Annotated in this window: 21 protein-coding genes; 12 read left to right on the plus strand and 9 right to left on the minus strand. The window is 69.7% G+C overall.

Going from position 1 to position 23,734, the window contains the following annotated elements:
* Positions 1-76: 76 nt before the first annotated feature.
* From IOD14_RS19920 to IOD14_RS19940, 4 genes are all read right to left on the minus strand, one after another.
* Positions 77-946, minus strand: coding sequence for an aldolase/citrate lyase family protein (locus IOD14_RS19920; RefSeq protein WP_212670960.1), 870 nt, complete (start codon positions 944-946; stop codon positions 77-79).
* On the minus strand, positions 943-1,725 hold the full coding sequence (locus tag IOD14_RS19925) for a fumarylacetoacetate hydrolase family protein (RefSeq protein WP_212670961.1): 783 nt from the start codon (positions 1,723-1,725) through the stop codon (positions 943-945). The genes IOD14_RS19920 and IOD14_RS19925 overlap by 4 nt, the downstream gene beginning before the upstream one ends.
* Before the next feature lie 87 nt (positions 1,726-1,812).
* On the minus strand, positions 1,813-3,147 hold the full coding sequence (locus IOD14_RS19930) for a dioxygenase (protein ID WP_249125977.1): 1,335 nt from the start codon (positions 3,145-3,147) through the stop codon (positions 1,813-1,815).
* Positions 3,148-3,403: 256 nt separating this feature from the next.
* Complete coding sequence (locus IOD14_RS19940; RefSeq protein ID WP_212670964.1) at positions 3,404-4,012, minus strand: TetR/AcrR family transcriptional regulator; 609 nt, start codon at positions 4,010-4,012, stop codon at positions 3,404-3,406.
* Positions 4,013-4,069: 57 nt separating this feature from the next.
* On the opposite strand from IOD14_RS19940, the gene IOD14_RS19945 reads away from it, so the two are divergent.
* Positions 4,070-4,969, plus strand: a complete 900-nt coding sequence (locus IOD14_RS19945) for an alpha/beta hydrolase (protein ID WP_123993137.1) — start codon at positions 4,070-4,072, stop codon at positions 4,967-4,969.
* Between the two features lie 377 nt (positions 4,970-5,346).
* Here IOD14_RS19945 and IOD14_RS19950 read toward each other — a convergent pair whose 3' ends face one another.
* Positions 5,347-5,859, minus strand: coding sequence for an NUDIX domain-containing protein (locus tag IOD14_RS19950; RefSeq protein ID WP_212673326.1), 513 nt, complete (start codon positions 5,857-5,859; stop codon positions 5,347-5,349).
* A 122-nt stretch (positions 5,860-5,981) separates the two neighbouring features.
* Here IOD14_RS19950 and IOD14_RS19955 point away from each other — a divergent pair, with 122 nt between their 5' ends.
* The 6 genes from IOD14_RS19955 to IOD14_RS19980 all read left to right on the plus strand — a co-directional run bounded on the left by IOD14_RS19955 (position 5,982) and on the right by IOD14_RS19980 (position 11,413).
* A complete protein-coding gene (locus IOD14_RS19955) occupies positions 5,982-6,407 on the plus strand; it encodes a hypothetical protein (protein ID WP_212670965.1) in 426 nt (141 codons plus the stop codon).
* A 248-nt stretch (positions 6,408-6,655) separates the two neighbouring features.
* Entirely contained in the window at positions 6,656-7,897 is a 1,242-nt protein-coding gene (locus IOD14_RS19960; protein ID WP_249125978.1) for a DNA gyrase subunit B, read from the plus strand.
* 132 nt (positions 7,898-8,029) lie between these two features.
* Entirely contained in the window at positions 8,030-8,545 is a 516-nt protein-coding gene (locus tag IOD14_RS19965; protein ID WP_212670967.1) for a hypothetical protein, read from the plus strand.
* A 185-nt stretch (positions 8,546-8,730) separates the two neighbouring features.
* On the plus strand, positions 8,731-9,129 hold the full coding sequence (locus IOD14_RS19970) for a hypothetical protein (RefSeq protein WP_212670968.1): 399 nt from the start codon (positions 8,731-8,733) through the stop codon (positions 9,127-9,129).
* Positions 9,130-9,230: 101 nt separating this feature from the next.
* Complete coding sequence (locus tag IOD14_RS19975; protein WP_212670969.1) at positions 9,231-10,466, plus strand: hypothetical protein; 1,236 nt, start codon at positions 9,231-9,233, stop codon at positions 10,464-10,466.
* 62 nt (positions 10,467-10,528) lie between these two features.
* Entirely contained in the window at positions 10,529-11,413 is an 885-nt protein-coding gene (locus tag IOD14_RS19980) for an alpha/beta hydrolase (protein WP_249126284.1), read from the plus strand.
* Positions 11,414-11,668: 255 nt separating this feature from the next.
* Here the strand turns inward: IOD14_RS19980 and IOD14_RS19985 are convergent, their stop codons facing one another.
* Together IOD14_RS19985 and IOD14_RS19990 are read right to left on the minus strand one after the other, a co-directional pair.
* A complete protein-coding gene (locus tag IOD14_RS19985) occupies positions 11,669-13,210 on the minus strand; it encodes an FG-GAP-like repeat-containing protein (protein ID WP_212670970.1) in 1,542 nt (513 codons plus the stop codon).
* 84 nt (positions 13,211-13,294) lie between these two features.
* On the minus strand, positions 13,295-13,822 hold the full coding sequence (locus IOD14_RS19990) for a hypothetical protein (RefSeq protein WP_249125979.1): 528 nt from the start codon (positions 13,820-13,822) through the stop codon (positions 13,295-13,297).
* A gap of 551 nt (positions 13,823-14,373) precedes the next feature.
* On the opposite strand from IOD14_RS19990, the gene IOD14_RS19995 reads away from it, so the two are divergent.
* From IOD14_RS19995 to IOD14_RS20005, 3 genes are all read left to right on the plus strand, one after another.
* Complete coding sequence (locus IOD14_RS19995; RefSeq protein ID WP_212670971.1) at positions 14,374-17,742, plus strand: ALF repeat-containing protein; 3,369 nt, start codon at positions 14,374-14,376, stop codon at positions 17,740-17,742.
* Between the two features lie 91 nt (positions 17,743-17,833).
* A complete protein-coding gene (locus IOD14_RS20000; protein WP_249125980.1) occupies positions 17,834-19,222 on the plus strand; it encodes a hypothetical protein in 1,389 nt (462 codons plus the stop codon).
* Positions 19,223-19,372: 150 nt separating this feature from the next.
* Complete coding sequence (locus tag IOD14_RS20005; protein WP_249125981.1) at positions 19,373-20,014, plus strand: DUF6461 domain-containing protein; 642 nt, start codon at positions 19,373-19,375, stop codon at positions 20,012-20,014.
* Between the two features lie 94 nt (positions 20,015-20,108).
* Here the strand turns inward: IOD14_RS20005 and IOD14_RS20010 are convergent, their stop codons facing one another.
* A complete protein-coding gene (locus tag IOD14_RS20010) occupies positions 20,109-21,041 on the minus strand; it encodes a L,D-transpeptidase (RefSeq protein ID WP_249125982.1) in 933 nt (310 codons plus the stop codon).
* A 199-nt stretch (positions 21,042-21,240) separates the two neighbouring features.
* Positions 21,241-22,494: an IS256 family transposase gene (locus IOD14_RS20015; protein ID WP_212670972.1), complete on the minus strand. Its 1,254-nt coding sequence runs from the start codon at positions 22,492-22,494 to the stop codon at positions 21,241-21,243.
* Between the two features lie 260 nt (positions 22,495-22,754).
* Here IOD14_RS20015 and IOD14_RS20020 point away from each other — a divergent pair, with 260 nt between their 5' ends.
* Both IOD14_RS20020 and IOD14_RS20025 read left to right on the plus strand, forming a co-directional pair.
* Positions 22,755-23,102, plus strand: coding sequence for a hypothetical protein (locus IOD14_RS20020; protein ID WP_212670973.1), 348 nt, complete (start codon positions 22,755-22,757; stop codon positions 23,100-23,102).
* Positions 23,039-23,734, plus strand: coding sequence for a hypothetical protein (locus IOD14_RS20025; RefSeq protein ID WP_212670974.1), 696 nt, complete (start codon positions 23,039-23,041; stop codon positions 23,732-23,734). The genes IOD14_RS20020 and IOD14_RS20025 overlap by 64 nt, the downstream gene beginning before the upstream one ends.

Raw genomic sequence — 23,734 nt, forward strand, 5'->3', positions numbered from 1 at the left:
GCAGCCGCCCGGGGGCCCGCCAACTGGGCAGGCCCACACGGCGAAGTCACCGGGCTGGGACTCATCCGCTTCCCCGTCACGGGGTCCCCGGGTCCCCGTTCGTGGCGGCAGGCGCGGCAGCCGTCGCGGCCTGTTGCCGGAAAGCCTGGGCGAGGACGTCGGCGCCGCGTGCCAGCAGGCCTACGTCCACGCCGACGGCGGTGAACGTGGTCCCGAGATCGATGCACCGTCGCGCGAACGCGGGGTCGGTCGTCAGGACGCCGGCAGGTTTGCCCGCTGATCGCACGCGCCCGATGGCCCCCTCCACCGCCTCGATGACACTCGGTGCGTTGAGGTCTCCGGGATGACCGAGGCTGGCGGCCAGGTCACTGGGGCCGATGAAGATCCCGTCCACGCCATCGACGGACGCGATCTGCCCGATCTGCTCCAGGGCGTGCCGTGATTCCACCTGGATGAGCACGCACAGTTCGGTGTGTGCCAGTTCGGCGTAGTCGTTGACCCGGCCGAAGCGGGTGGCTCTGGTCAATGCCGACACGCCGCGGACGCCGGTGGGGGCGTAACGGGTCGCGGCGACGGCGTCGCGCGCCTCTTCGGCCGACTCGACCTGCGGAATCAGCAGCGACTGCGCGCCGACATCCAGGAGCCGCTTGATCACGACGGGATCGTTGACCGGGGGACGCACCACGGGCGAGCAGGGGTAGGGGGCGACCGCCTGGAGTTGTGAGAGTACGGTCGCGATATCGGCGTGCGAGTGTTCGGTGTCGAGAAGCAGCCAGTCGAAGCCGGCGCCGGCGACGATCTCGGCCGGGTACGGGTCTGCCAGCGAGCACCACATGCCGATCATCTGCTCGCCTCGGGCGAGCGCCGCTTTGAACGCGTTCGGCGGCAGGGTCCACTGGCCCGGTGCGGGCCTCGATGCGCCGACCGGCGGGTTGTGCAGGGTCACCGGAACGCCACCCCGATCGAGCCCAGCGGGCCGAAGTCGGCGTGGATGACGGTGTTCGCCTCGACCGAGACGGGCCGGGTGAACGAGCCCGACAGCAGCAGCTGACCGGCTTCAAGATGCCGGCCGACCGCGGCGAGCTTGTTGCCGAGCCAGGCGATGCCTGCCGCCGGGTGCCCCATGACGGCGGCCGAGACCCCGGACTCCTCGATCACACCGTTCTTCGCCAACGTCGCAGCCACCCACCGGACATCGACGTCCATCGGGCGCACGACCCGCCCACCGACGACCATCGCCGCGGCGGCGGCGTTGTCCGCGATGGTGTCGGTGATCGAGCGCGGCACCTCGGTGCGGTAGTCGATGACCTCCAGCGCGGGGACGACGTACTCCGTCGCCCGCAGGACGTCGTGGACGCGCAGGTTCGGCCCGTGCAGGTCCGCGCCGAGCACGAACGCGAGCTCGACCTCCAGTCTGGGCTTCGTGTACCGGCTGGCGTCGAGGCAGGCGCCGTCGTTCACGACCATGTCGTCGGTGAGGAAGCCGTAGTCGGGTTCCGTCATCTGCGAGGCCATCTGCATGGCACGAGACGTCAGTCCGATCTTGTGTCCGACGAGCCGAGCTCCGGCCGCCACACGCTCCGCTGCCCAGAGTTGCTGGATGGCATAGGCGTCGACGATCTCGAGATCTGGATAGGTCAGGCTGAGCTGGGTGATCGGCTGACGATCACGGTCGGCCCGTATGAGGGCAGCCGCGGCTGCGTGACGTTCTGCTTCGGTGATCACCGGTTTCCTCTCGGGGGTGCGGAGTGTCCTCGTGCGGGGTTGAGGTGGAACAGGGCACGCACCGGCCCCGGTGATGGCGCGGTCACGTCACGCGCCGTCCGCCTCGGTGTCGCGCTGGGCCGACACGGGCGGCGTCGGCAGCCAGGACTCACCCCGCTCGACGACGAAGGTGAATTCCAGGCTGTACCAGGCCTCGGTCACGTCCGGATCCGGTGCCGGCTCGTTCTCGTGGCGCGTGTAGATGCCGACGAGATTCTGTACGACGCCGAACTGCGCGTCGGTCTCCAGGATGGGGTCGTCGTGGCTGTAGAGCTGGGAGGCGATCGTCTTGTAGCCCGGTTTGTGGATCAGCGCGTGGAGGTGGGCCGGCCGGAAGGGATGGCGTTTGAGCGCGGTCAGGAGATCGCCCACGGGCCCGTCCATCGGTATCGGGTAACCGGAAGGCCTGATGCTGCGGAAGGCGAACACACCTTCCGCGTCGCTGAAGAACTTGCCGCGCAGATTCCACTCGGCCTGCTCGGGGTCCTGGTTCTCGTACAGGCCGGCCGGTGAGGCGTGCCAGATGTCGACTTCCGCGCCCACGACCGACGTTCCATCGGTGTCGACGATCCGGCCGGTGAAGAACAGCGGTGGTCCCTCGGTCGGCGAGCGGACGATCGACTCGCCGTTGTTCATGGCGGGGCTGCCCTGGCGCCAGAACGGGCCGAGCAGATTGGCCGAGGTCGGACTGCCCTCGGTGCCGTTGTTCATCAGGGAAACCAACGTTGACAGGCCCAGCGAGCCCGCCATCAGCCTGACCTCGTTGTGGCTGGGTGTGGTGAGCCGGCCGAGCCTGGTCACGATGTTGATGGCGGTGTCGAACTCCTTCTCGGTCAGCCGTACTTCGCGAGCGAAGCCGTGCAGATGGCGAACCAACGCCTGGGTGATCTCCTTGACGCGCGGGTCTCCGGCTCGCTCCGTCTCTGCAAGCACGGCCGCGGTGAGCTGGGCTTCGTCCAGGATGATCATGTCGGCGTCCCCTCGTAACGGTCGGCTGCCGACCCGCGGCAAGCACGCGAGCGCTCCTCGGGTCACATGCGAGTATCCGGAGGCCGTTCTGCTCGTACAACGCCGCTGTTCATCCAGTGAACATCGAGGCCCCGCTACCCGGATGAAGGCTCGGCCGTGGATCGTGGACGACGACGTGTGGGCGCTGATCGAGCCGTTGCTGCCGCCTTGGCCCGAGCGGTCTCCGGGGCCAAGCCGGTGGCGGACCGGCTGTGTCTGCAGGGCATTCTGTACGTCCTGCACCAGGACGTCGCTTGGCAGCTCCGCCTGGAGCTGGGGTTCGGCTCGGGGCAGACCTGCCGGCGGCGCCCGGACCGCCGGCAGCAGGCAGGCGTCTTCGACAGGTCGCACCGCGTCCTGCTCGCGGAGCGACACGCGGCCGGGAACTCGACTGGACCCGCGCGTGCGTGGACGGGTCCCAGGTCCGCGCCAAGAACGGGGAGACGCGGCCGGCCCATCGCCGGTCGACCGGCGGAAGACTGGCAGCCAACACCATCTGATCTGCGACGGGAAGGGCACTCCGCTCAAGGGTCGGCTCAGCCCCTATGAGGGCTGGGCCGAGTCACTTCCTGCCGAGCCGCCGGCTGCCCCAAGGTCTCTGCAGATCCATGGGCGACGGAGCCGTTCCCGCCTACCGCGGCCCCGACGGTTCGGCCGGCCGGTTCGGCGAAGCCTTGGCATTCTTTGCGGCGGCTGCCGCGACGGTTGCCAGGTCTTCGCCCGAGAAGCCGGCGCGGCTCAGCACTGCCAGGGATTTGTTCGTCGCCAGCGTGCACAACGCCAGCTCTGCCGCCTCCTGCTCACCGGCCCCCGCCGCCAGCAACGCCTGCTCCAGCCGCGCCCGCAAACCGTCGATCATGGCGCGGACCATCGCCCGTCCCTCCGCGTCAAGGGCCGGGATCTGCGTTGCCGAAACCGTGAGCAGGCAGCCGTCCGGGACCGTCGGGTCGGCGATGCGGTTCAGGGCGACCTGCAGGTAGGCGGCCACAACGGCGCTCGGGCTCTGGTGGGGGCCGGACAGTGCCTGCTCGTACAGCGGGTGGTAGGTCTGCGCGTACCGCTGGAGGCTCTTGCGGAAGAGGGCGCTCTTGTCGCCGAAGGTGCCGTAGAGCGAGCCCCGGCCCAGGCCCGTGCCTTCAGTCAGGCGATCGATCGAGGCCTCCGAATAACCCCAGCGCCAGAAGACGTGCATCGCACGTCGTAGCGCCTCGTCCACGTCGAATTGCTTGCGGCCTGCCATGGTCCGTCACTCTACACATCTTGTACCGATCGTTCAAAGATGGGTAAGGTCGTCGGCATGACCAACTTGAGTTCGCTGCGACTGCCGGACGGATTCCTCGACGTCTTCACGAGCCGGCTCGTGGAGGTGAACGGACTGCGGCTGCACGCGGTCACCGGTGGGGAGGGCCCGGCGCTGCTGCTGATCGGCGGGTGGCCCCAGACCTGGTACGCCTGGCGGGAGGTGATGCCCGCGCTCGCCCGCCGGCACACCGTCGTCGCCGTCGACTCGCGCGGGGCCGGGCTCTCCGATAAGCCCGACGACGGGTACGACGCCGGCACGCTGGCCGCCGATCTGGTCGCGTTGATGGCCGCGCTGGGGCACGACCGGTTCGACGTGGTCGGCCACGACATCGGCACGTGGACCGGATACGCCCTCGCCGCCGATCACCCCGAGCGGGTGGGCCGGCTCGCCATCCTCGAAGCGGTGATCCCCGGTCTCACGCCGTCCCCGCCGTTCTTCGGCCCGGCCGCGGCCAACCTGAGGCTCTGGCAGTTCGGCTTCAACCGACTCACCGACCTCAACGAGGAACTGGTCCGGGGACGGGAACAGCTCTTCTTCGGCTGGCAGTTCGCCACCAAGGCCGCCACGCCGACCGCGATCCCCGCGTACGCCGTCGACGCCTACGTCGACGCGATCACCGCGGATCCTCGCGCGCTGCGGGCGAGCTTCGCGTACTACCGGGCGCTGGACGAGACGATCGCGCAGAACGAGCAACGCAGCAAGATTCGGCTGACGCTCCCGGTGCTTGCCGTCGGCGGCGCGCTGTGGAGCGGGTCGAATGCCGCGCAGACGATGCGGCTGGCAGCCGACGACGTCACGGGGGTCGTCCTCGACGACTGCGGCCACTACCCGGCCGAGGAGCAGCCGACGCGGCTTGTCGAAATCCTGGAGGACTTCCTCGTGGCCGACCGGTAGCAGGCACGCCTTCGTCTCCCTGGCGTGCAGCCGCATCTGCTGGTGACGCCTCAAGAAGGCCCACCCATGATCCTGTGACGAGCTCCGAGCAATGTCTGGGCGGCACCGAGCAGGTGCGCACGACCTTGCACGGCGCAGCTATCACGCAGTCCTCGCTGCTCTGGAGGCCGATGTGGAACGCGCTGGTGCACTCGGTACTGACCGGCGCAGACGGTGGCTCGGAGCACTGGGCGGCGACGGCCCCGGTCGTTGCGACGGCCCTGGAGGAGCCGTTCGGCCCCTGGAAGCCGCTGGATCGGAATGCTGAGTTGTGCCCGCGGTTTGCGCAGCCGACGGCCTGACGTGTGCCGTACGCCGGTCACACCCCGCCGGCCAAGTCACGACCGCGTGGTCCGGAACGCCGAATACCGGCTGAAGGCTTCGTGGCTGTCGGGCGTGAAGCGCCACTCCAGCAGGGCTGACCGCAGCTCCGGTTCCGTCAGCCAGCCATGCCAGGCGACCTCGTCGGGATCGGGGACCACGGCATCCGGCACCACGGCTTCGTGCACGCCGAGCCAGTGAGGGCTCAAACCGCTGCGGTTGAGGAACGTGAACAACAGGCGCGGCAGCACACGAATGCCCAGCTCTTCGGTCAGCTCCCGCGCGGCGGCCTGTTCATAGGTCTCACCGACGGCCACGGCGCCACCGACCTCGACCTCATGGAGCCCGGGGAAACGCGACACCTGCTCCGACCGCCGGTGCACGAGGATCCGTCCACGCTCATCACGGCACACCGTCACGGCGACCCGGTGCAGCCAGCCCTCCCGGATGGCCTGCCGTCGGCCGACCGCCACACCCAGCAGACGATCCTGATCGTCGACACGCTCCACCAGTTCATCCACGACGCACACCCTGGCAGAGCCCACCGACAACGCCGCTTCCCGGCGGCCTGCGGAGGGCGTCCTGAGAGAACAGCCGAGTCGTTATGGACCGAGCCGGGGCGGAATCGCCGCCTCCATGGTGCAGTCGAGCAGTGGCCTGGTGGGAGAGAACCCGGAACGGTATCGGCGGACTGCGCCGGCACTTCCGCGGGCGGTCCGTCACGGATGAGGGTGAGGACATCGAGGCGGAGAGGCAGCGGCCCTCGCGGCTGACCGATGCCGCCGTCGCGCTGCTGCTGGCGGTGGCCGATGCCGTGGCCCTGGCGGGAGTGGCTCTGTTGATGTTCGTCGTCGGGATGTCGCACTCGGGGCCGCCGGGGAGTACGCCCGCCAAGAGCGAGGATGTGTCGCCGCTTCAACTGGTCGTGGTCTGGTTCATCCCGTGTGCGCTCGCCGTGTCGTGCTACGTCCACGCCCGGCTGCGCATGCCGATCACCAGCGTCGTCCAAGGCCTGTTCTGCGCCATCGGCACCCCACTGGCCATCGGCGAGACGAACATGCTGCTGTCCTTCACCTGAACTGCGCGACGTCCCGAAATCAGGGCCCTCAGCGGCCCCCAAGACGGGGTCGTGCACGGCATCGGCGGGGCCCAGGACACGCTTTGCGGGTCGGTGCGCCGCCCAGGGTCGAACGCTCCCCGGCACGCTGTCACCCGCCCGTCCACGGCTCCAGCGAAATGGCTCTGACCTGGTGTTTTCTTGAATCCAGCCTAGGGTGGAGAGGTCTACCGGAAGCCGTGGGAGGGGTCTTCGTGAGTGGAGAAGGCGTGGAGTACGACGTTGCCGCGATCGAAGTGCTGGAGGGGCGGGAAGCTGTTCGGAAGCGGCCCGGGATGTGGATCGGCTCGGTCGGCGAGCGCGGGGTGCTGCACATGGTGTGGGAGGTCGTCGGCCGGGCGGTGAACCAGTCTCCGCCAGGCCGCGGCGGCACCCTCGACGTCACACTGACGCGCGACGGTGGCGTGCGGGTCTCCGACGAAGGGCCGGGGGACGTCTTCGAGACCACCGGGAACACCGGCAACCCGGGCCTCGAAACGCTGCTCACCAGCCTCCACGCCGGCCCCGATCCCGGTGACCGGTATACCGCGACCGTCGGTCACCCCCGCGTGGGGCTCTGCGTCGTCAACGCCCTGTCGAGCCGGCTGAGGGCCGAGGCGCGGCGCGACGGCGTCCTTCGGGCCCAGGAGTACGCGCGCGGCGTCGCGGTCGCCCCGCCCGCCACCGTGGGACCCGCGTCCGGAAGCGGGACGACCATCGCCTTCTGGCCCGACACCGAGATCTTCGAGACGACGCGCTGCTCGTTCGCCGTACTGGCCGAACGCTTGCGGCAGGTGGCCTTCCTCAACCCGGGCCTGAGCATCACCGTCACCGACGAACGCCCGGCGGGCGAGGCCCGGGCGGTCAGGTTCCGATACCCGGGCGGAGTGAGGGACTTCGTCGCCGCTCTCCACGCGCAGGCGGGGGCGCTCCTCCACCCGGACGTCATCGGATGCGAGCGGGAGGATCCGCGGATGGCGGGGGCCATGGAGGTGGCCTTCCTCTGGAGCGGGTCCCGCGAGGAGCGGATCCGCAGCTTCGCCAACAGCGTGGAGACCCGCCAGGGTGGCACGCACGTGGACGGTTTCCGCGACGGAGTGGCGGCCGCGGTCACCGCGTACGCGCGCAGGCGGGGGCTGCTGACGGCGGCCGACCCCGATCTCGATGTGGCACGGATCGGCGAGGGTCTGACGGCGGTCGTGTCGGTGAAGCTCGACCGTCCCGAATTCCTGGGCGCCACAGTGGGGTTGCTGGGCAACACCGCTGTGCGGGCCTGTGTCGGGGAGGCCGTCCAAGAGTGCCTCGGAGCCTGGTTCGAGGAGCGGCCCGAGCGGGCAGCGGAGATCGTCGCCCAGTTGGTCCGCGGCCCTCACGAGGACCGAACGGCAGCGAACAGCCCCGCCCTTCCGCGCCGGAAAGCCGCGCTGAAATCTCGTGGCATCCGGCTGCTCGCCCTGATTGGAAGAAGATGAAATCCGCCGAGGCGATTCAGGTGCGGGAATTGCCAAAGGCTGACCGGATCCAGCGGGGCGCTCTCCCAAGGAAGAGGCTGGGTCTACGCTCGCTCGCGGGATTGCAGGGCGGGTGATTTCAAGGGGGCCGCGATGAAAGCACCGCTCATGCGGGGGATCGCGGTGACCTTACTGTTCCTGGTCGTGGGGTGCGGGACGAGCGGCGGCTCATCTGCTTCGCCGACGGATCCGTACCCACCGACGACTTCGTCCGGTCCCACGATCCAGCCCCCGTCGGCGCCGCCCGCCCCGGTGCCGGAAACCTCGTCGGACACGCCTGCCGAGCCCGATTCCGGTCCGCGCACCCCCCTCGCGGGCCAGGTACCGCAGGAACTGGTGGGGGAGTGGGACGGCGACGGCCAGGGCAGCGCGCGGGCGACGAAGATCGAGTTCTTTGCCGAGGGATACGTGGCGGTGCACTACAACAACGGCCAGGTTCTGCGTGGTCCGGCGGTAGTGGACGGCTCGGCCATGACTCTGCACATTCCCGGTGGTCCCCTGTACGTGAGGGATTGGTCGATCACCCCGTTCGACGCGGGCTACGGCTACGCGTTCGAGAATCTCTTGCTCGACGGCGTGAGTTACGTACGCCAAATCAGCGGGGGATGACCGGCTTTCCCGAGAATCGAGGAGCTGGGGGGGGCAGTTTGATGAATGTCCGCATACTGTCATATGGCGTCCGCAAAGCGTTGATGATCTCGCTGACAATGGGAGTGGCGGGGGTGTCCGCGGCCTGTGCCACGGGACACGATGAGCCAAGTCCCCTGCCGAGTCCGACCGTTTCCACCGCCCCGGTGACTTCCGCAGGTGCCGGGGCCGTTCCCGCCGCGCTTGTCGGCGCCTGGGAGAGCGCGCAGCCAGGTTCCAACACCACGCTGGCGTACCGCTTCACGGCCGACGGCAGGTACGCGTACGCGGGGGTGCTGACCTACCCCCTGTCCGCGGCGTCGAGCGAGTTCTACCTCCTCAAGCGCAGCACCGCCGGAGCCGTCGAGGTCGACGGTCGGACACTGACCCTGCGACCCTCGTCCGCCACGACCACGCGAAAGGATCCCGCGCACCCCGGGGACGACTACACCGACCGGCCGGATTCACTGAGGCCCCAGCGTTTCGTGTGGTCGCTGGCCGGCGAGGTGTTCACCCTCACCGACGAAGACGGCCTCCGCTTCGTCTTCCGGCGCGTCGACTCGTGACCGCCCAGCCGTCCCCCACGCCTTCGACGCCCTCGCCGTCCCCCACGCCTCCGACACCCCCGCCGTCCCCGACGCCCCCGGCACCTCGTACGCGCTTCAGTGTGCGCATCCGAGTCCAGATCGGTCTGATCCTGATCGTGTCACTGGCCACGCTGGTCTGCACCTGGCAGTTCAGCCAGGCGGGCGGCTCGTATCAGGACGCCGTCCGAGAGGACGTCAAACGGCAGGCGGCCGTGCAGGAGGACGTACGACATCTCTACGCGGACGAGGCCCCGCCGGCCTTCCTGGTGGCCGCTGAGGAAGCCCGCGCCGAAGCCCTGTCGGCGCTGGGCAAGGACAATGAACTGGCCGTGTCCGAACACGAGTTGGCCTCCCGCACCGCGTTCAGCCTGCGCCACGCCGCCCCGCCCGGACTCCTCGTCGGCAACGACACCTACCTGACCCGGAACCTCGGTTACGACGTCCCCCGCCGGCTGGCGAACGCGCAGGAACGCTCACCCGAGCTGTACGCGCTCAATCCTGACGCGACCCTGCGCGAGGGGGACCGGTGGGCCTCGTGGGGGTTGGTCTCGGCAGGGATCGCGGGTGCCGCGGTGATCGCCGCCGCCGTCGCGGCCGGTGTGGTGAGGCCACGAGCATGGCGCCGCCCCGCGCCGCCCGGCGTTCGCGTTCTCCGGGAGCCGGAGATCATCCCGCAGCCGGCCACCGCTCCGTCCCAGGGCCGCCGGTCGGCGTGGTGCCACCTCGCCGTCTTCTGCCTGCTCTTCTTCCTGCCGCTGGGGCAGCTCGCGGCGGCAGGAAGCGAACAGCGCGCCCAGGCCCAAGCGGCGCGCCGGGCAGTCCAGTTGACCACCGACATCGCGGCGAGCGGAGAGCGGTCCGCGTTCCTCACCCGCAGCGTCCAGGCAGCCCATGTCGCCGACATCCGAGCCGCCGTGCGCACGACACTGGCGCTGGACACCCAGCAAGCGCGGGACACCCGGCCCGAGTTGGAGGTGGCCCGCGCGGAGACGGCTGTCGCGGCCCAACTGCGCCGTATGGCCGAGTACATGGGCCGAGCGCCCGTCCGCGCCGACGGAGTCGACCCGGTCACGGTGAGGGCGCTGAGCGCGGAACCCGAGCAGTGGCCCGCCCTGACGGCCGAACAGAACCGCCAGGTGACCCTGGGCGAACAGGCGGGCAACCGTGCCCTGTTGCTCGCCGCCGCGACCGCGATCGGGATCGTGGCCGAGTACCTCATGGCGGCGGCGATCGCCGCCGGGCGCCGCCGCTGGCTGCGGTGGCCCGCTGCCGCCGCCGTGCTCTCGGTCGCCCTCGCCCTCGCGGCCTTCCTCTAGGTTCGCTGTTCAATTTTCGGCGGAGCCTCAGTGGAACCGGTAGGTTCTCGGCGGTGACCTTGATGGAGACGCAGGGCTTCGTGTCGATGACGGACGAGGCGCAGGTGCACTGGACGGCTCTCGGGGACACGACTCGGCACCCTCCCGTGGTCATGCTCCATGGCGGACCGGGTCTGCCTGACTATCTGGGCGATGTCTCCGGCATGGTCGCGGACCTCGCGCCCGTGTACCGGTACGACCAGCGCGGCACGGGCCGGTCGCTGTGGCGGGGGCACCATTCCCTCGCCCGGCATGTCGACGATCTGGCCGAGCTGCTCGATGCGTGGGATGTGTCCCAGGCCGTGCTGATCGGGCATTCCTACGGCACCGATCTGGCGAGCCGCTTCTGCCTGGCGCACCGCGACCGGGTTGCCGCGATGCTGCTGATGTGCGGGCCGTTCGTCGGTGACTGGCGCTCCGGGTACCGAGCGCAGCGCGATCGCCGTATGTCCGTAGCCCAGCGCGAGCGGCTGAGCGCTTTGGAGGAGGCGGCGGACCGCACGGAGGACGAGGAAGTCGAGCTGCTGACGCTGGCCTGGTTCACCGACCATGCCGATGCCGAACGCGGGTGGCACTGGGCTGCGCAGGCCGCCCGGCGGCGTCGTCCCGTCAACTGGACGATGAATCGTGAACTTGGCCGGGATGGCCGTGCGGACCCGCTCGATGAGCATCTGGCCGAGCTGCGCACGTGCCTGCCCGTGCGAACAGAACTCCTCGGTGGCGTCGAGGATCCCCGGCCCATGTCGGCTCTTGAATCACTCGCGCTCCGGCTCGATCTTCCGCTGAGGCGGATCGAGGACGCCGGGCACGAGCCCTGGCTGGAGCAGCCTGACGCCGTGCGCGCGCACCTGCGGCGATTCGTACAAGACACGGTGAGTGCACAGAGTTTCGGCCGGTCTGCCGGCTGAGGTCGTCCCCAGTTGTCGGGACCACGAGGGTCCGGTGCCGAAACGGGTCTCGATCCGGAACGCTCACCCGGGCGTACGGGGCTGCTGACTGACGACGAGCAGCCCCGGGAGACACTGCGCCGGGCCTTCGACGTCCTCAGACGGATCCGGGGTGGTTCCCCGAGAGAAGGTCTCTCGGGGAACCACCCCGGACTACCGCGGCCTTCGCCGTGAACTCCGGCCCCTTGGCGGCAGGATCGGGATCAGCCCCGCCGCTCAGAGGATGCGGTAGGGCCCCCAGCCGGTGCCGGCCTGGTAGCGGGTGCCGAGGGTTTCCATGCCGGGCTTTCCGGTGCCGGGGTAGACCCACAGCGTGTTGTCGGATGCCTGACGGGACAACACGTCGGTGAGCCCGTCACCGTTGTAGTCCCCGGTGCGGAGGGCGTTCTGGCTCTTCCAGCCGGTCCCGACCTGGTAGCGGGTGCCGAAGGTGCTGCCGGTGGCCCGTCCGGTGCCGGGGTAGACCCACAGTGTGCCGTCCGAGGCCTGTCGGGACAGCACATCGGGGCGCCCGTCGTTGTTGAGGTCGCCGGTGGTGATGATGTCCTGGCTCTTCCAGCCGGTGCCGGCCTGGTAGCGGGTGCCGAGGGCTTCCATGCCGGGCTTGCCCGTTCCGGGGTAGACCCACAGTGTGCCGTCCGACGCCTGCCGGGTCAGCACATCGGTGAGTCCGTCGGTGTTGAAGTCCCCGGTGCGGGTGATGTCCTGCGTCTGCCAGCTCCTGCCGACCTGGTAGCGGGTGGCGAAGGCTTCCATGCCGGGCTTGCCCGTGCCGGGGTAGACCCACAGCGTGCCGTCCGACGCCTGACGGGACAGGAGGTCGCCGAAGCCGTCGTTGTTGAGGTCTCCGACGGTCACCGCGTCCTGGCTCTGCCAGCTGGTGCCGGCCTGGAACCGGGTGCCGAAGGTACTGCCGGTCGCCTTCCCGGTGCCGGGGTAGACCCAGAGGAGCCCGTCGTCCTTGATGGCCACGAGGTCGGCCTTGCCGTCGCCGGTGACGTCGTCCGGGTTGCGGGAGACCGCGTGCTCGACCCAGTCGCCGATGTCGTCGACACGGGTGTCGACGGCACCGGTACGCGTCTCGGCGGGATCGATGCCGAGACATCCACCCTGCCAGGAACGGGAGTTGACGGCGACGAGTTCCGTGGTGCCGTCGACGGTGCGCAGGGCGGGACCGCCGGCGTCGCCCTTGCAGACGGTGGCAGTGTCGGAGCCGTTGAGGTCCACTGTCGTGGCCGTGGCGGACGCGACGGTGAACGTGGCCGAGTGGAGCTTGTCGGGCACCCACTCGGTCTTGGTGCGTCCGAATCCGGCCTTCACCAGTGCCTCACCCGCGGTGGCGGGTGTGGTGGCCAGCCGGACGGGCTTGATGCTCGGATCGGTGATCCTGGCGGCGAGTTTGACGAGCACCAGATCCCGGTCGGCATGGGGGACAAGCCGGACGGCCTGCAGGACACTGCCGCTGGTCTGGGTCAGGTCGGTGCGGCCGACCGTCACGGTCGTGGTGACGGCGGGCTTGCCCGCGGGGGGCTTGCCGTCCGAGGCGAAGCAGGTGGCCGCGGTCAGGACCCACTGCGGATCGATGAGCGTGCCCGTGCAGGCACTCTGTTCGCCGACGTTGATCTTCGCGACGTAGTTCAACTGTGCCGGTTCGTCGGTCCCGGTGAGTGCGGTGGCGGTGCCGGAGCCCATCATGACGGGGGCCGCGACCAGGGCGGCGGCCAGCGCGGTGAGACGGGGGCGTCTGGAGAGGTGCATCAACATGGATTCCTAGTCACTGGGGCCGCGCGTCCGGTGGGTATCGGACCGCGGAGCGGTGAGCGTGGCGGCGTCGAGCCGGCGTTACTTGGAGGCCCTGATCTCGACGAGCATGTGATCTCGGCCCTCCGTGTCCGCGGCTTCACCCACCGGCGTCCAGGAGTTCTTGATGATGTCGAACGACTTCTCCTCGGTGCCTACGGTCATGTCGACCGCGGTCGTGTAGTCGTTGCCCTTGATCGCGTAGACCGCGGGGATCTCCAGGGTCAGCCAGCCGGAGTTGCCGACCACCTTGAAGCAGATCTTGTCCGCCTTGTCGCGGGCCATGATCTCCAGAAGGCCGGTACCGCTCGCACAGTCGGCCAGGGTGATGTGCCCGTCACCGCGCTTGAGGAGGATCTTCTTCTCGGCCAGGATCTTGTCCGCCAGCGGATAGTTGAAGTCCTCCACCGCATACCCCGGGGCGTCGTCCGCGACCAGCGCGGCGGAGCTCGTCGGGTGCGACGACCCGCCCGGGATGCCCGCGGTCACCGTGACCCACGCCAGGGCGCCGACCGCGGCCGCGCCCAGTGCGCGCAGCGCAAACCGCTTGCGCTGCGGCTGCCCGGACACTCTGCTGTATTTCTTCATTGCATCCCCAAGTTCGTCTCCGACGGCTGGATGTTCATCACCGGGTGCGAATTCGGGTGTGCGGGAACGCGATATCACTATCGCTCCGCCGGGTATGTCCCAACTCCCCTGGAAAACAGTCCCTTTACCTCTCGAAGTGAGAGGTCCCCCGTCTCGGTAATCGTCATCCGCATCGCCATACCAACATGAAGTGACGCTCAGGTCGAGCGCCTAGAACACTGCATAAAGCGACATTCCGCATCCATAATTCGTGATCCGCGTCACATCTGGAAAAGGTTGCGCGGAAGGTTGTGAAGGAACTGTAAATGCTCACTGAGGTGTCGTCAGAAGTTCAATCTGCAACCGAAGTTGAAGGGAGGGCGTCCGTAACGGGTCGCTTTTTGCGGGGCAGTTGATATGGTCCTGCACGACAAGAAGCGCCACCTGCACGCCGCTTCGCATCCAATGGCATTCCATTCCACGGGCGCGTCGGGGACCTGCTCGTCCATGAGATCCGACATGTCCCGTCAACAACTCACGGGGACACATTTCTTATGCAGACCGTTTTCTGGAGCCGGCGCCGCGTGCTCGGTGCGCTCGCCGCCACCACAGCCGTAGCCGCCACACCTTCGGTGCTCCTCACCCCGGTGGCCGCCGCGGCAGACGGCGCGGCGCCCGACCCGATCCCACTGCCGGACACCGAGCGAGCGAAAGTCGTCAAGGCCTGGATATCCGGCGGGAAAGGCGTCAAGGCCGCAGCCGCCGCGGCCCTGGCCGGCTCCGACAGCGAGATTCAGACCTTCCTGACCCAGACGCTGCCGACCCAGACCGTCCAGGACAACCGCGTCGCCATCGTCAGCAGCCTGGACCGCGCGGGCAAGGGCCTGCGCCGTGCGGCAGTCGCCGCCCTCGACAGCGGTGACGCCGCCATCGCCGACTTCCTGAGGGACGGCTTCAGACCCGCCATCCTCGAGGACCTCCAGGTGGCCACCACCGTCGTGTCGGCCACCGGCGACCGGGCGGTCCGGCGGGACGCCACCGCCGCCCTGAACAGCGGCACCCAGCCGACGCTGATCACGTTTCTCACCGACACCCAGTACGACGCGCGCCTGGAGGACGCCCGGGTGCAGGTCTCCGCCATGCTGACGCAGGCCGGCCCGGAGGTGCAGAAGTACGCCGACCGTGCCCTCAGCGGCACCGCGTCCGACGTGGAGTGGTTCATCGAGACCGGGCAGCACATCGCCCGCGCCCGGGACCAGGAGTCGGCGACGATCGAGGAGCTCGTCGCCGTCGTCGTCCGGGAGGGCAAGCGCGCCGAGCGTGAGACGAATCTGGCCGTCGAGGCCTCGGCGCGCGCCCAGACCGCCGCCGACAAGGCGAAGGAGGCGGCGGAGAAGGCTGCCACCGAGGCAGCCGCGGCCAAGGATGATGTGCAGAAGTCCGGGGCGGCGGCCCGTAAGGCCGCCTCCGCCGCGAAGGGCGCCGCCGATGCCGCCCGCAACGCCATCAACGCCTCGAACGCAGCCGTGTCGGCGTCGCGCCGCGCCTCCTGGGCCGCCACCGGCGCCGCTCAGGCCGCCGCGAACGCCGGCAGCGCCGCGTCCCGTGCCTACAACGCCGCGATCGGCGCCTCCAAGGACGCCGGCAAGGCCGAGGCCGCCAAGAACGCGGCGGTCGCCGCCCGCAACGCCGCGGCCAAGGCGCGTACGGCGGCCAAGGCGGCCGACCAGGCCGCCGTCGCCGGAACCAAGGCCGCCGCGGCCGGTTCGGCCGCCGCCGGCGCCGCACGCAACGCGGCCGCCGCCGCGAACGCCGCCGCCCAGGCCGGCGCTGCCGCCGGGGCCGCACAGTCGGAGGCCGCGGAGGCCAAGCGGCAGGCCGCGATCGCCTCCAGTGCCGCGAACCGGGCCACCAACGCCGCTTCCGCCGCGCAGTCCCTCGCCAACACCGCGGCCGCGGCCGCCCGCACCGCCCGGGACGCCGCCAACTCCGCGGCGGACCACGCCGACAAGGCGGCGGCCGCCGCCGAGGAGGCCGTGAAGTACGCGGGCCAGGCCGTTGACTACGCCAACAGGTCCACCGCCCACGCGGCGGCGGCCGTACTGGCCGCCAATACGGCCACCAAGGCCGTCTCGGACGCCCTCGTGGTGGAGCAGAACGCGCGCAACGCCGAGGCGCAAACCCTCGAGCAGGACAAACTGCAGGCCATCGAGGAAGTCAGGCAGCTCGCGGAGATCGAGACGAAGGAGCTGGCGGCCTATCAGAACAAGGTCGCCCAGGCTCAGCAGACCGATCAGGCGACCAAGGACCTGATCGCGAGCGCCGAGCAGGCGCTGGCGGCGAGCGACATGACGCTCGCGGCGGTCCAGGGGCGCAAGGCGGCCGTCGCCCTGCTCAACTCCAGAGGCGCCTGGACCCGGCAGGCAGCCCAGTTCGCCCTGTCCGGCACGGACGACGACGTGTACGCCTGGATCGACCTCGACCGGGTCCTGGCCCAGGGACAGGACGACCGGGAGACCACGCTCCACGTGGCCACGATCGCCGGCCCCAAGATCGCCGAAGCCGCCAAGGGCGCCCTGCAGAGCCCCGAGGCCAAGGCGGTCGGCGACTTCCTCACCAGTGGCATGAAGAAGGCCTCCGACGAGGACAACCGGGTGGCGATCGGTCGCATCCTGGCCTCGAACCCCGGCCGGGCCGTCACCGCCGCGGCGAACAAGGCACTGACCATCAACACCACCGAGGCGCTGCAGAACTTCTTCGACCACGACTACCCCGAGGCGATACGGGAGGACGACGCCGTCCTCACCATCTCGCTGATGAACACCGGGGGTGCCTTCACCAAGGCGTACGCCGAGGTGGCCATGGAGGGGCCCACCTGGATGCGCCGCAACTTCGTCTCGCTGGTGCAGTACCGGACGGCTCAGCTCGACCACGACACCGCCACCCATGTCGCCGCCGTCCGGGGCGCCATCGCGGCCGCGGCGAAGATCGCCCAGAAGGCCCAGGAGAACGCCGCCCTGGCCTCGAAGGCCGGCGCCGACGCCCGTAACGCCGCAGCCGAGGCCAAGCAGTGGGCGGCCAAGGCACTCGACTCCGCCGCGAAGGCCGACAACTACGCCGACGAGGCCAGGCGGAACGCGGACGCCGCCGACAAGTCCGCGGCCGACGCCAAGGCGTCGGCCAGCAAGGCGAGCGCGGCGGCCTCGACCGCCCGGGGTGCCGCCCGCACCGCGAACTACTCGGCGAACAAGGCGATGGACTCCGCCCGCGCCGCCCTCAAGTCGTCGTACAGCGCCCAGGCTTCGGCCGCCTCCGCCCGCGCGTCAGCGATCGCGGCGGGCAAGGACGCGGCGACGGCGGCCGCCGCGGCCACCCAGGCGAAGCAGATCGCCGCGGCCAAGCGTGAGGCCGAGGTCAGGGCGGCCGCCGAGGCGGCAGCCGAGAAGGCCCGCCGTGAGCGGGAGGCCAAGATCGACCCGGCCGACAAGGGCACCAACGACCAGATCAACCCCAACGGCACCGGCGCGGAAGCCGACGAGTGGTGGAACGACGCCGGTTTCTACGCCGACGCGTTCAACGCGATCAGCGTCGGCGCCGGATTCCTGGCCGCGGGCTGCGCCCTCGCCGCGTTCGTCTTCCCCCCGGCCGCCGCGGCCGCCGGGTTCTTCAGCGCGGTCTCGATGGGTGCCGGCGCCCTCGGCACCCTCTTCACCGGCATCGAGCACGGCTTCTCCAGTGGCGAGTTCGTCGAGTCCGCCATCGGCACCGGCCTGAGCCTGGTCACCTTCGGCCAGTCCAAGTGGCTCGGTGCCGCGGACAAGGCGGCCGGCGGCAAGCTCATCAAGCCCGTGGTCGGCAAGATCGCCGATGTCGGCGAGGACGTCGTGTCGGGGGCCGCGAAGGCCCTGTCGTCCATCTTCTGAGCCATCCGGCACCGACGCACGCGCATCCGGCGGCCGGGCCATCGCCCGGCCGCCTCACCCCTTCCTTCTCCCACCACAGCAGAGAGAAGTCATGACCTCATCACGCATCCGGTGGATGTTGCTCGCTCCCCTTGTCACCATGGCCCTCACCGCGACCGGTACCGCCGGCGCTGCCGAGGGCGGCGCCGAACCGGCTCGTACATCCCTCACCGGGGTGACGGACAAGACCACGGACGGTCCTTCCACCGCTCCCGCCACGACCTTTGAGAGCGCTGCCTTCGCCGCCGAGGACTCCTGCTCCCGGCTCCCCGCCGGGGTCCGCGCGACCGTACCCGACGCGGTCACCGCGTGCGTGAGCGTGGACGTCGGTACGGGCAAGGCGACCCGTACGAAGGCCGCCGCGCCGTCCCTGGCCGCCGCCGGCCTCGCCGCCGACGACCCCTCGGGTGACGGCCTCGGGACGGAGTTCGAGCCGGACACGGACGACCCCGAGCCGCCCCCGCCCTCGTGCGTTCTGACCAATCCCGGAAACTGGACCTGGAGCCGCACCGGCGGCCTGTGCCTGAACGGCGCCGAGGTCACCTACACCCTCTACGACTCGAACGGCAAGACGATCGGCACCGGGCTCATCGAGGTCAACTCCACGCTCGCCACCTCCTACAAGTCCCTCGACCTCAACGAGACGATCACCGCCAAGCTGGTCCGGGTCACCGGCGATGTGAAGAGCCTCGTGGTGAAGATGCAGGTGGGCTGCGATGCCGGCTGCAAGACGGTGACGAAGCAACCGTGGTACGGCGCCTCCGAGATGACGCCCAATACGGAGAAGACCGGGAAGACCAAGTACAGCGGCGACGCCTTCGCGGCGGACACCACGCGCTCCTCTTTCCGGACCAACTACAAGATGTACGTGACGATGCCCGGAGCGACCCCGGTCGACCCCAGCGCCTCCTGGTCCAGCCCCGCGGGCGGCGAGATCCGATGCGACAAGGAGCAGCCCCGGCTGCGCGGCTGCGTCATACCCACCAACGACATGCCCGTGCTGAGCTATTCGAGGGCGCACGAGAAGTACGGAATCGTCGTCCCCATCTACGAGCAGATCATGCAGCGCCGGGGCACCGACGTTCTGCATGCGGTCAACCAGGCCAAGGCGACCGCCAATCGCACCGCGACCTGCACCCCCTTCACCAACCTGTACCCAGGGGTGGCCGGCAAGGACAGCTGCGACGAGTTCCCGCCCGCCAGCACGTCGGAGGGCGGCCAGGACGGGAACCTGTGCGCCGAGTTGACCCCGCAGGTGGTGAACGGCCTGTGGTCCGCCCCGGCGACCTGGCCCAACCGCCCGGTCTCGGGCAACGAGACCTGCCTGCGACTCCACATCACTCAGCGCGCCAACAGCTCGGCGGGTGGGGTCCTGGGCTCACTTCGCAAGTACCAGCGCCTCGTTGAGGGTGACCCGTTCCGTATCGAGTTCACGGCATAGGACCCCATCGGGCGTTCCGCCCCGCAGCCGGTCGCGCTGTCTGAGGCATGCATGATGGACCGGGCTCCCCGTCGCGCCTCGATCGCCACGGGGAGCCCGGAAGGCTCGACCCCGGTAGGCGATGCCGGGCGCGAATGATGGAGGCAGGGCATGACGGCAGGCGTGGACGTGCGCGCGCTCAACTGGGCGACGGCCTGGATGTGCGTCACTTTCACCCGAGGGCTGGACCCCGAAGAGGTGTTCGCCCGGTACGGGGCCGATCCGGAGCAGGCACGTCCGCTCGACGCGGACGAGGCCTCGGACCTTCCCTCGGGCGACTCCGGCGACGGAACGGTTTCGCTGCTGCGGTCCGGGAGGCTCGGCGACTGGACCTTCTGCGTCGAGGAGGACGGGGCCGTCGGATCCTGGACCGAAGTGCTCACGCGACTGTCCCGCGGTACCGAGACGTACAACGTGCTGACCACCGAAGGACTCGACGTCTTTCAGTACTGGCGCGACGGCGAGTGCGTCGAGAACTTCGAGCCGGGCATGGAACACACCCGGCCCGAGCAGACCGGAACCTGGTGGGAGCGGGTGGAAGCCGCGCTCGCCGCGCACGAGGGCGAGGACACCGGGATGGCACCGGTCGTGGCCCTGGTCCTCGACCACCTCGGCATCGCCCTGGACGACGCAGCCCTCGCCGGACCCTGGCCCACTCTGACGCTCGCCGAGGACGACGAGCCGTCGGCACCGCGGGGCGACACCTACGCGGGCGAGGGCCCGGTCCCGCCCCAGCCACCGCTCGGAGGATGAGCACAGTCGCTCAACTGCCGGGCCAGTGAAGGCGAGCGGTCGCCGGGCCGTGTCCACGACCGTGCACCGCTCGCACAACAGGTACCGACGTGTGTCACAGCGTGGCTGTCGTTTCCTCGCCGGAGGCGCTGCCCGCGAGCCACTGGTCCCATCCCAGGTTGAAGTCGGCGTAACCGTTGTCGGCCGGGGCCTTGCCGCGGGGTGAGCCGGTGATGGTGATCGGGTCGCCCTGCTTGACCTGGCCGTAGAACCACTTGGCGTCCGACAGGGACAGATGGACGCAGCCGTGCGAGCCGCGGGCGCTGCCGCTGCCCGGGTTCGGGTCGCCGGTCGAGTAGTGGACATAGGTGCCGGACTGGGTGAGGTGGATGTCCCAGGGCAGTGTCAGGTCGTAGTAGTTGGGGCTGCCCTTGTCGCAGCTGATGCCGACGCTGCAGGAGGTCATGTGGACCTTCTCCTGCTTGTCGATGACGGCCATCGTGCCGTCCCACGTCGGATACTCGGCGCTGCCCGCGTTGATCGACAGGGTGCGCACCGGCGCGCCGTTCCGGGTCACCTTCATGGTGTGGCCGGTCACCGAGACGTCCGCGCGGACGTCGTCACCGATCTTGAAGGTGTGCGTGTAGTCGTGTACGCCGTAGCGTCCGTTGCCGTTGCTGACGCCCGTCATGTCGGCGTCGATCTTCACCGTCGTACCGGAGGGCCAGTACGTCTTCGGGCGCCAGTCGGCGCGCTTGTCGCCCATCCAGTGCCAGGCGCCGACCACCGCCTGTGAGGCACTCACCTTCATGTGCTTCTCCACTGTGGCCCGCGCCTTGGCCGCCACAGGGTTCGTGAAGATCACCGAGATCGGCATGGCCACGCCGACCGTGGTTCCCGTCTGCGGGGTGATCGTCTCCAGCAGCATCGGAGGGCCCGCGGGTTTCGTCGGTGACGGGGAGGCGCTCGCACTCGGCTTCGTCGACGCCTTCGCGTCGTCCCCGCTCGCCTTGTCGCTGCCGCCTCCGCCGCAGGCGCTAGCGCCCATCAGTGTCACACCCGTGACGAATGCGATCCATATGCTGCTCTTGCGCCGTCCCACGAACTGCCCCGGTCTGCTCGCTCTTCGGCCCTGACGGGCCCATCTCCCTGTCAGACAGAAAGGGCGTGGGCCGCAGTTGCACGACACCGCGTAAAACGTGTCCCAAGGGAGTAATTGTCAATACCTGTGGATCAGTTGAGGTGGATCACGCTGCGAGGGTCTCGTCTCGTTCGACGAGGAGGCCGTTCTCGAAGCGGGCGCCGGCTCGAACGAGGGCGACGAGGTGCGGTGCGGTGACCGCTCGCCAGCGGGCCTGGGCGGACTCAACGAGTTTGAAGACCATCGCGAGGGCCGCGGCCGGGCTGCCGGCGCCGCGGGTGACCTTGGTCCGAAGCTTCACGGTGGAGAAGGTCGACTCGATCGGATTCGTCGTCCTCAGATGGACCCAGTGCTCGGCGGGGAAGTCGTAGAACGCCAGCAGCTCGTCGACCTCGCCGGTGATCTTCTTGACGGCCTTGGGGAACTTCGCCCCGTACGCCTTCTCGAACGCGGTGACCGCCTTCTCGGCGTGCGCACGGTCCTCGGCGTTGTAGATCTCCTGCAGAGCCTTCTTCGCGCCGGGCTGCGCGGACTTCGGCAGCGCGTTCGAGACGTTCCTTGTTTTGTGAACCCAACACCTCTGGTGCCTGGCCTGCGGAAACACCTCCGCCAGCGCCCTCCACAGGCCCATCGCACCGTCGCCCACGACGAGGGCCGGATCGCGCATGCCCCGGCGGCGGCAGTCCCGCAGCAGGTCGGCCCACGACTCCGTCGACTCCCGCAGGCCCTCGGCCAGCGCGATCAGCTCCTTGGTGCCGTCCAGGCGCACGCCCATCAGGACCAGGACGCAGGAGTGGGCCTGGCCGAGGCGAACCTTGGGGTGGACGCCGTCGGCCCAGACGTAGATGTAGTCGGATTCGGCCAGGTCACGGCGCTGGAACTCGGCGTGGTCGGCGGCCCACTGCTGCGTCAGCCGGGTCACCGTGGCCGGCGACAGCCCGGCCGAGGAGCCCAGGAACTGTTCCATCGCGGGCACGAAGTCGCCCGACGACAGGCCGTGGAGATAGAGCAGCGGCAGCACCTCGCTGATCTTCGGGGACTTCCGGCACCACGGCGCCAGGATCTTCGAGGAGAACCGCTGACGTTCACCCGTCGTCTCGTCGACCCGCTTGTCGTTCACGCGCGGGGCGGCCACCTCAACCGGCCCAGCAGCCGTGGTCACGGTCCGCGGCCGGTGCCGGCCGTTGCGGACCACCAGTCGGCGACCGGCCTCGTCACGCTGCCCGGCGAGCTCGGCTATGTACTGGTCCACCTCCGCCTCCAGAGCCGCGGCCGGCATCCGCCGAGCACCCTCGCGGACGATCTCGTCGATCAGGGAACCGGACTCGGTGGTGCCGTCTTCATTGACTACGCTGAGCACGGGCGTGCCTTCCCGACCCGCGTTCGCAGCGCGGGCCTACTCGGTGACTTGACGATCACTCACTCGGGAAGGTACGCCCTTCGCGCGTCCTCCAGAGAAGCTGATCCACAAGTCCTGAGCATTGCTCCCCGAGCTGCATCACCGGACAGAGGACGAGGGCCGCACCGGCACCGCCAGTGACGAAACCCCAGGTGAGCGACCGGTCCGGGTCCCCCGTGGCATGGGCGCGGAGTCTGCAGGGGGCCGCCGGGAACGCCGCGATGGCCCGAGTGATCGGCCGGACGAGGGCGCGGGGGACGGTCGTACAGCGGAAGTTCCCTGGACCGAATGCGGCCGACCGGCCTCACACCGACGACCCGACCGCGCACCCGGAGTGGTCCGTGTACCGCGCGCTGATGACGGACGCGGGGTTCTCCGAGAACGTGGTGGAGAACCTGTGGTCGCTCCTGATCGGCGGGCTGCGCGAGCAGGAGACCATCAACTCCGCGTCGGCGGACCCGTCGCTCACCCGGACGGAGCGGCGGCTACGGCGCGAGGGCAACGAGTGGTACCAGCAGGCAGGGTCGACGGCGAGAACACCGCCTACCTCTGGCGGGCCGGCAAGCTGATCAACCTCCGCACACTGGGCGGCCCGTCCAGCTTCCCCACCGCGATGAACGACCGGGGCCAGGTCGTCGGCCTGAGCACGACCAAGGACGGCCGCAGGAAGGCCTTCCTGTGGTCCAAGGGACGCATGCGCAAGCTCCCGCTGGACGACGCCTCGGGCATCAACAACCGCGGCCAGGTCGCCGGCGGCAGGCTGCACGGCGCCACCGGGTTCCACGCGGCCCGGTGGCACAAGGGCAAGGTCACCGACCTGGGCGCCCGGGCGTTCGACCGCAGCAACACCTACGGCATCAACAACCGGGGCTGGACCATCGGCTGGACGTTCTCCGCCGACCGCTCCGAACGCGGCACGCTCTGGCGCAAGCGCAAACTGACCGACCTGGGCACCCTGGGCGGGTCGACCACCCGGCTCGTGGCGATCAACGACCGGAACCAGATCCTGGCCGAGTCACAGCTCGCCAACGGCCAGGTCCACCCGGCCCTGTGGCAGCGAGGCCGCTGGACCGACCTCGCCGCCAAGGGCATCACCACCGAAGGCGAGGTCGTCGACATCAACGACCACGGCACGATCGCCGCCTCCATCCGCCCCGTCTTCGGCATCTCCCACGCCGTCCTCTACCGCAAGACCCGCTGA

It is taken from the genome of Streptomyces sp. A2-16 (assembly GCF_018128905.1).
Taxonomy (GTDB): Bacteria; Actinomycetota; Actinomycetes; order Streptomycetales; family Streptomycetaceae; genus Streptomyces.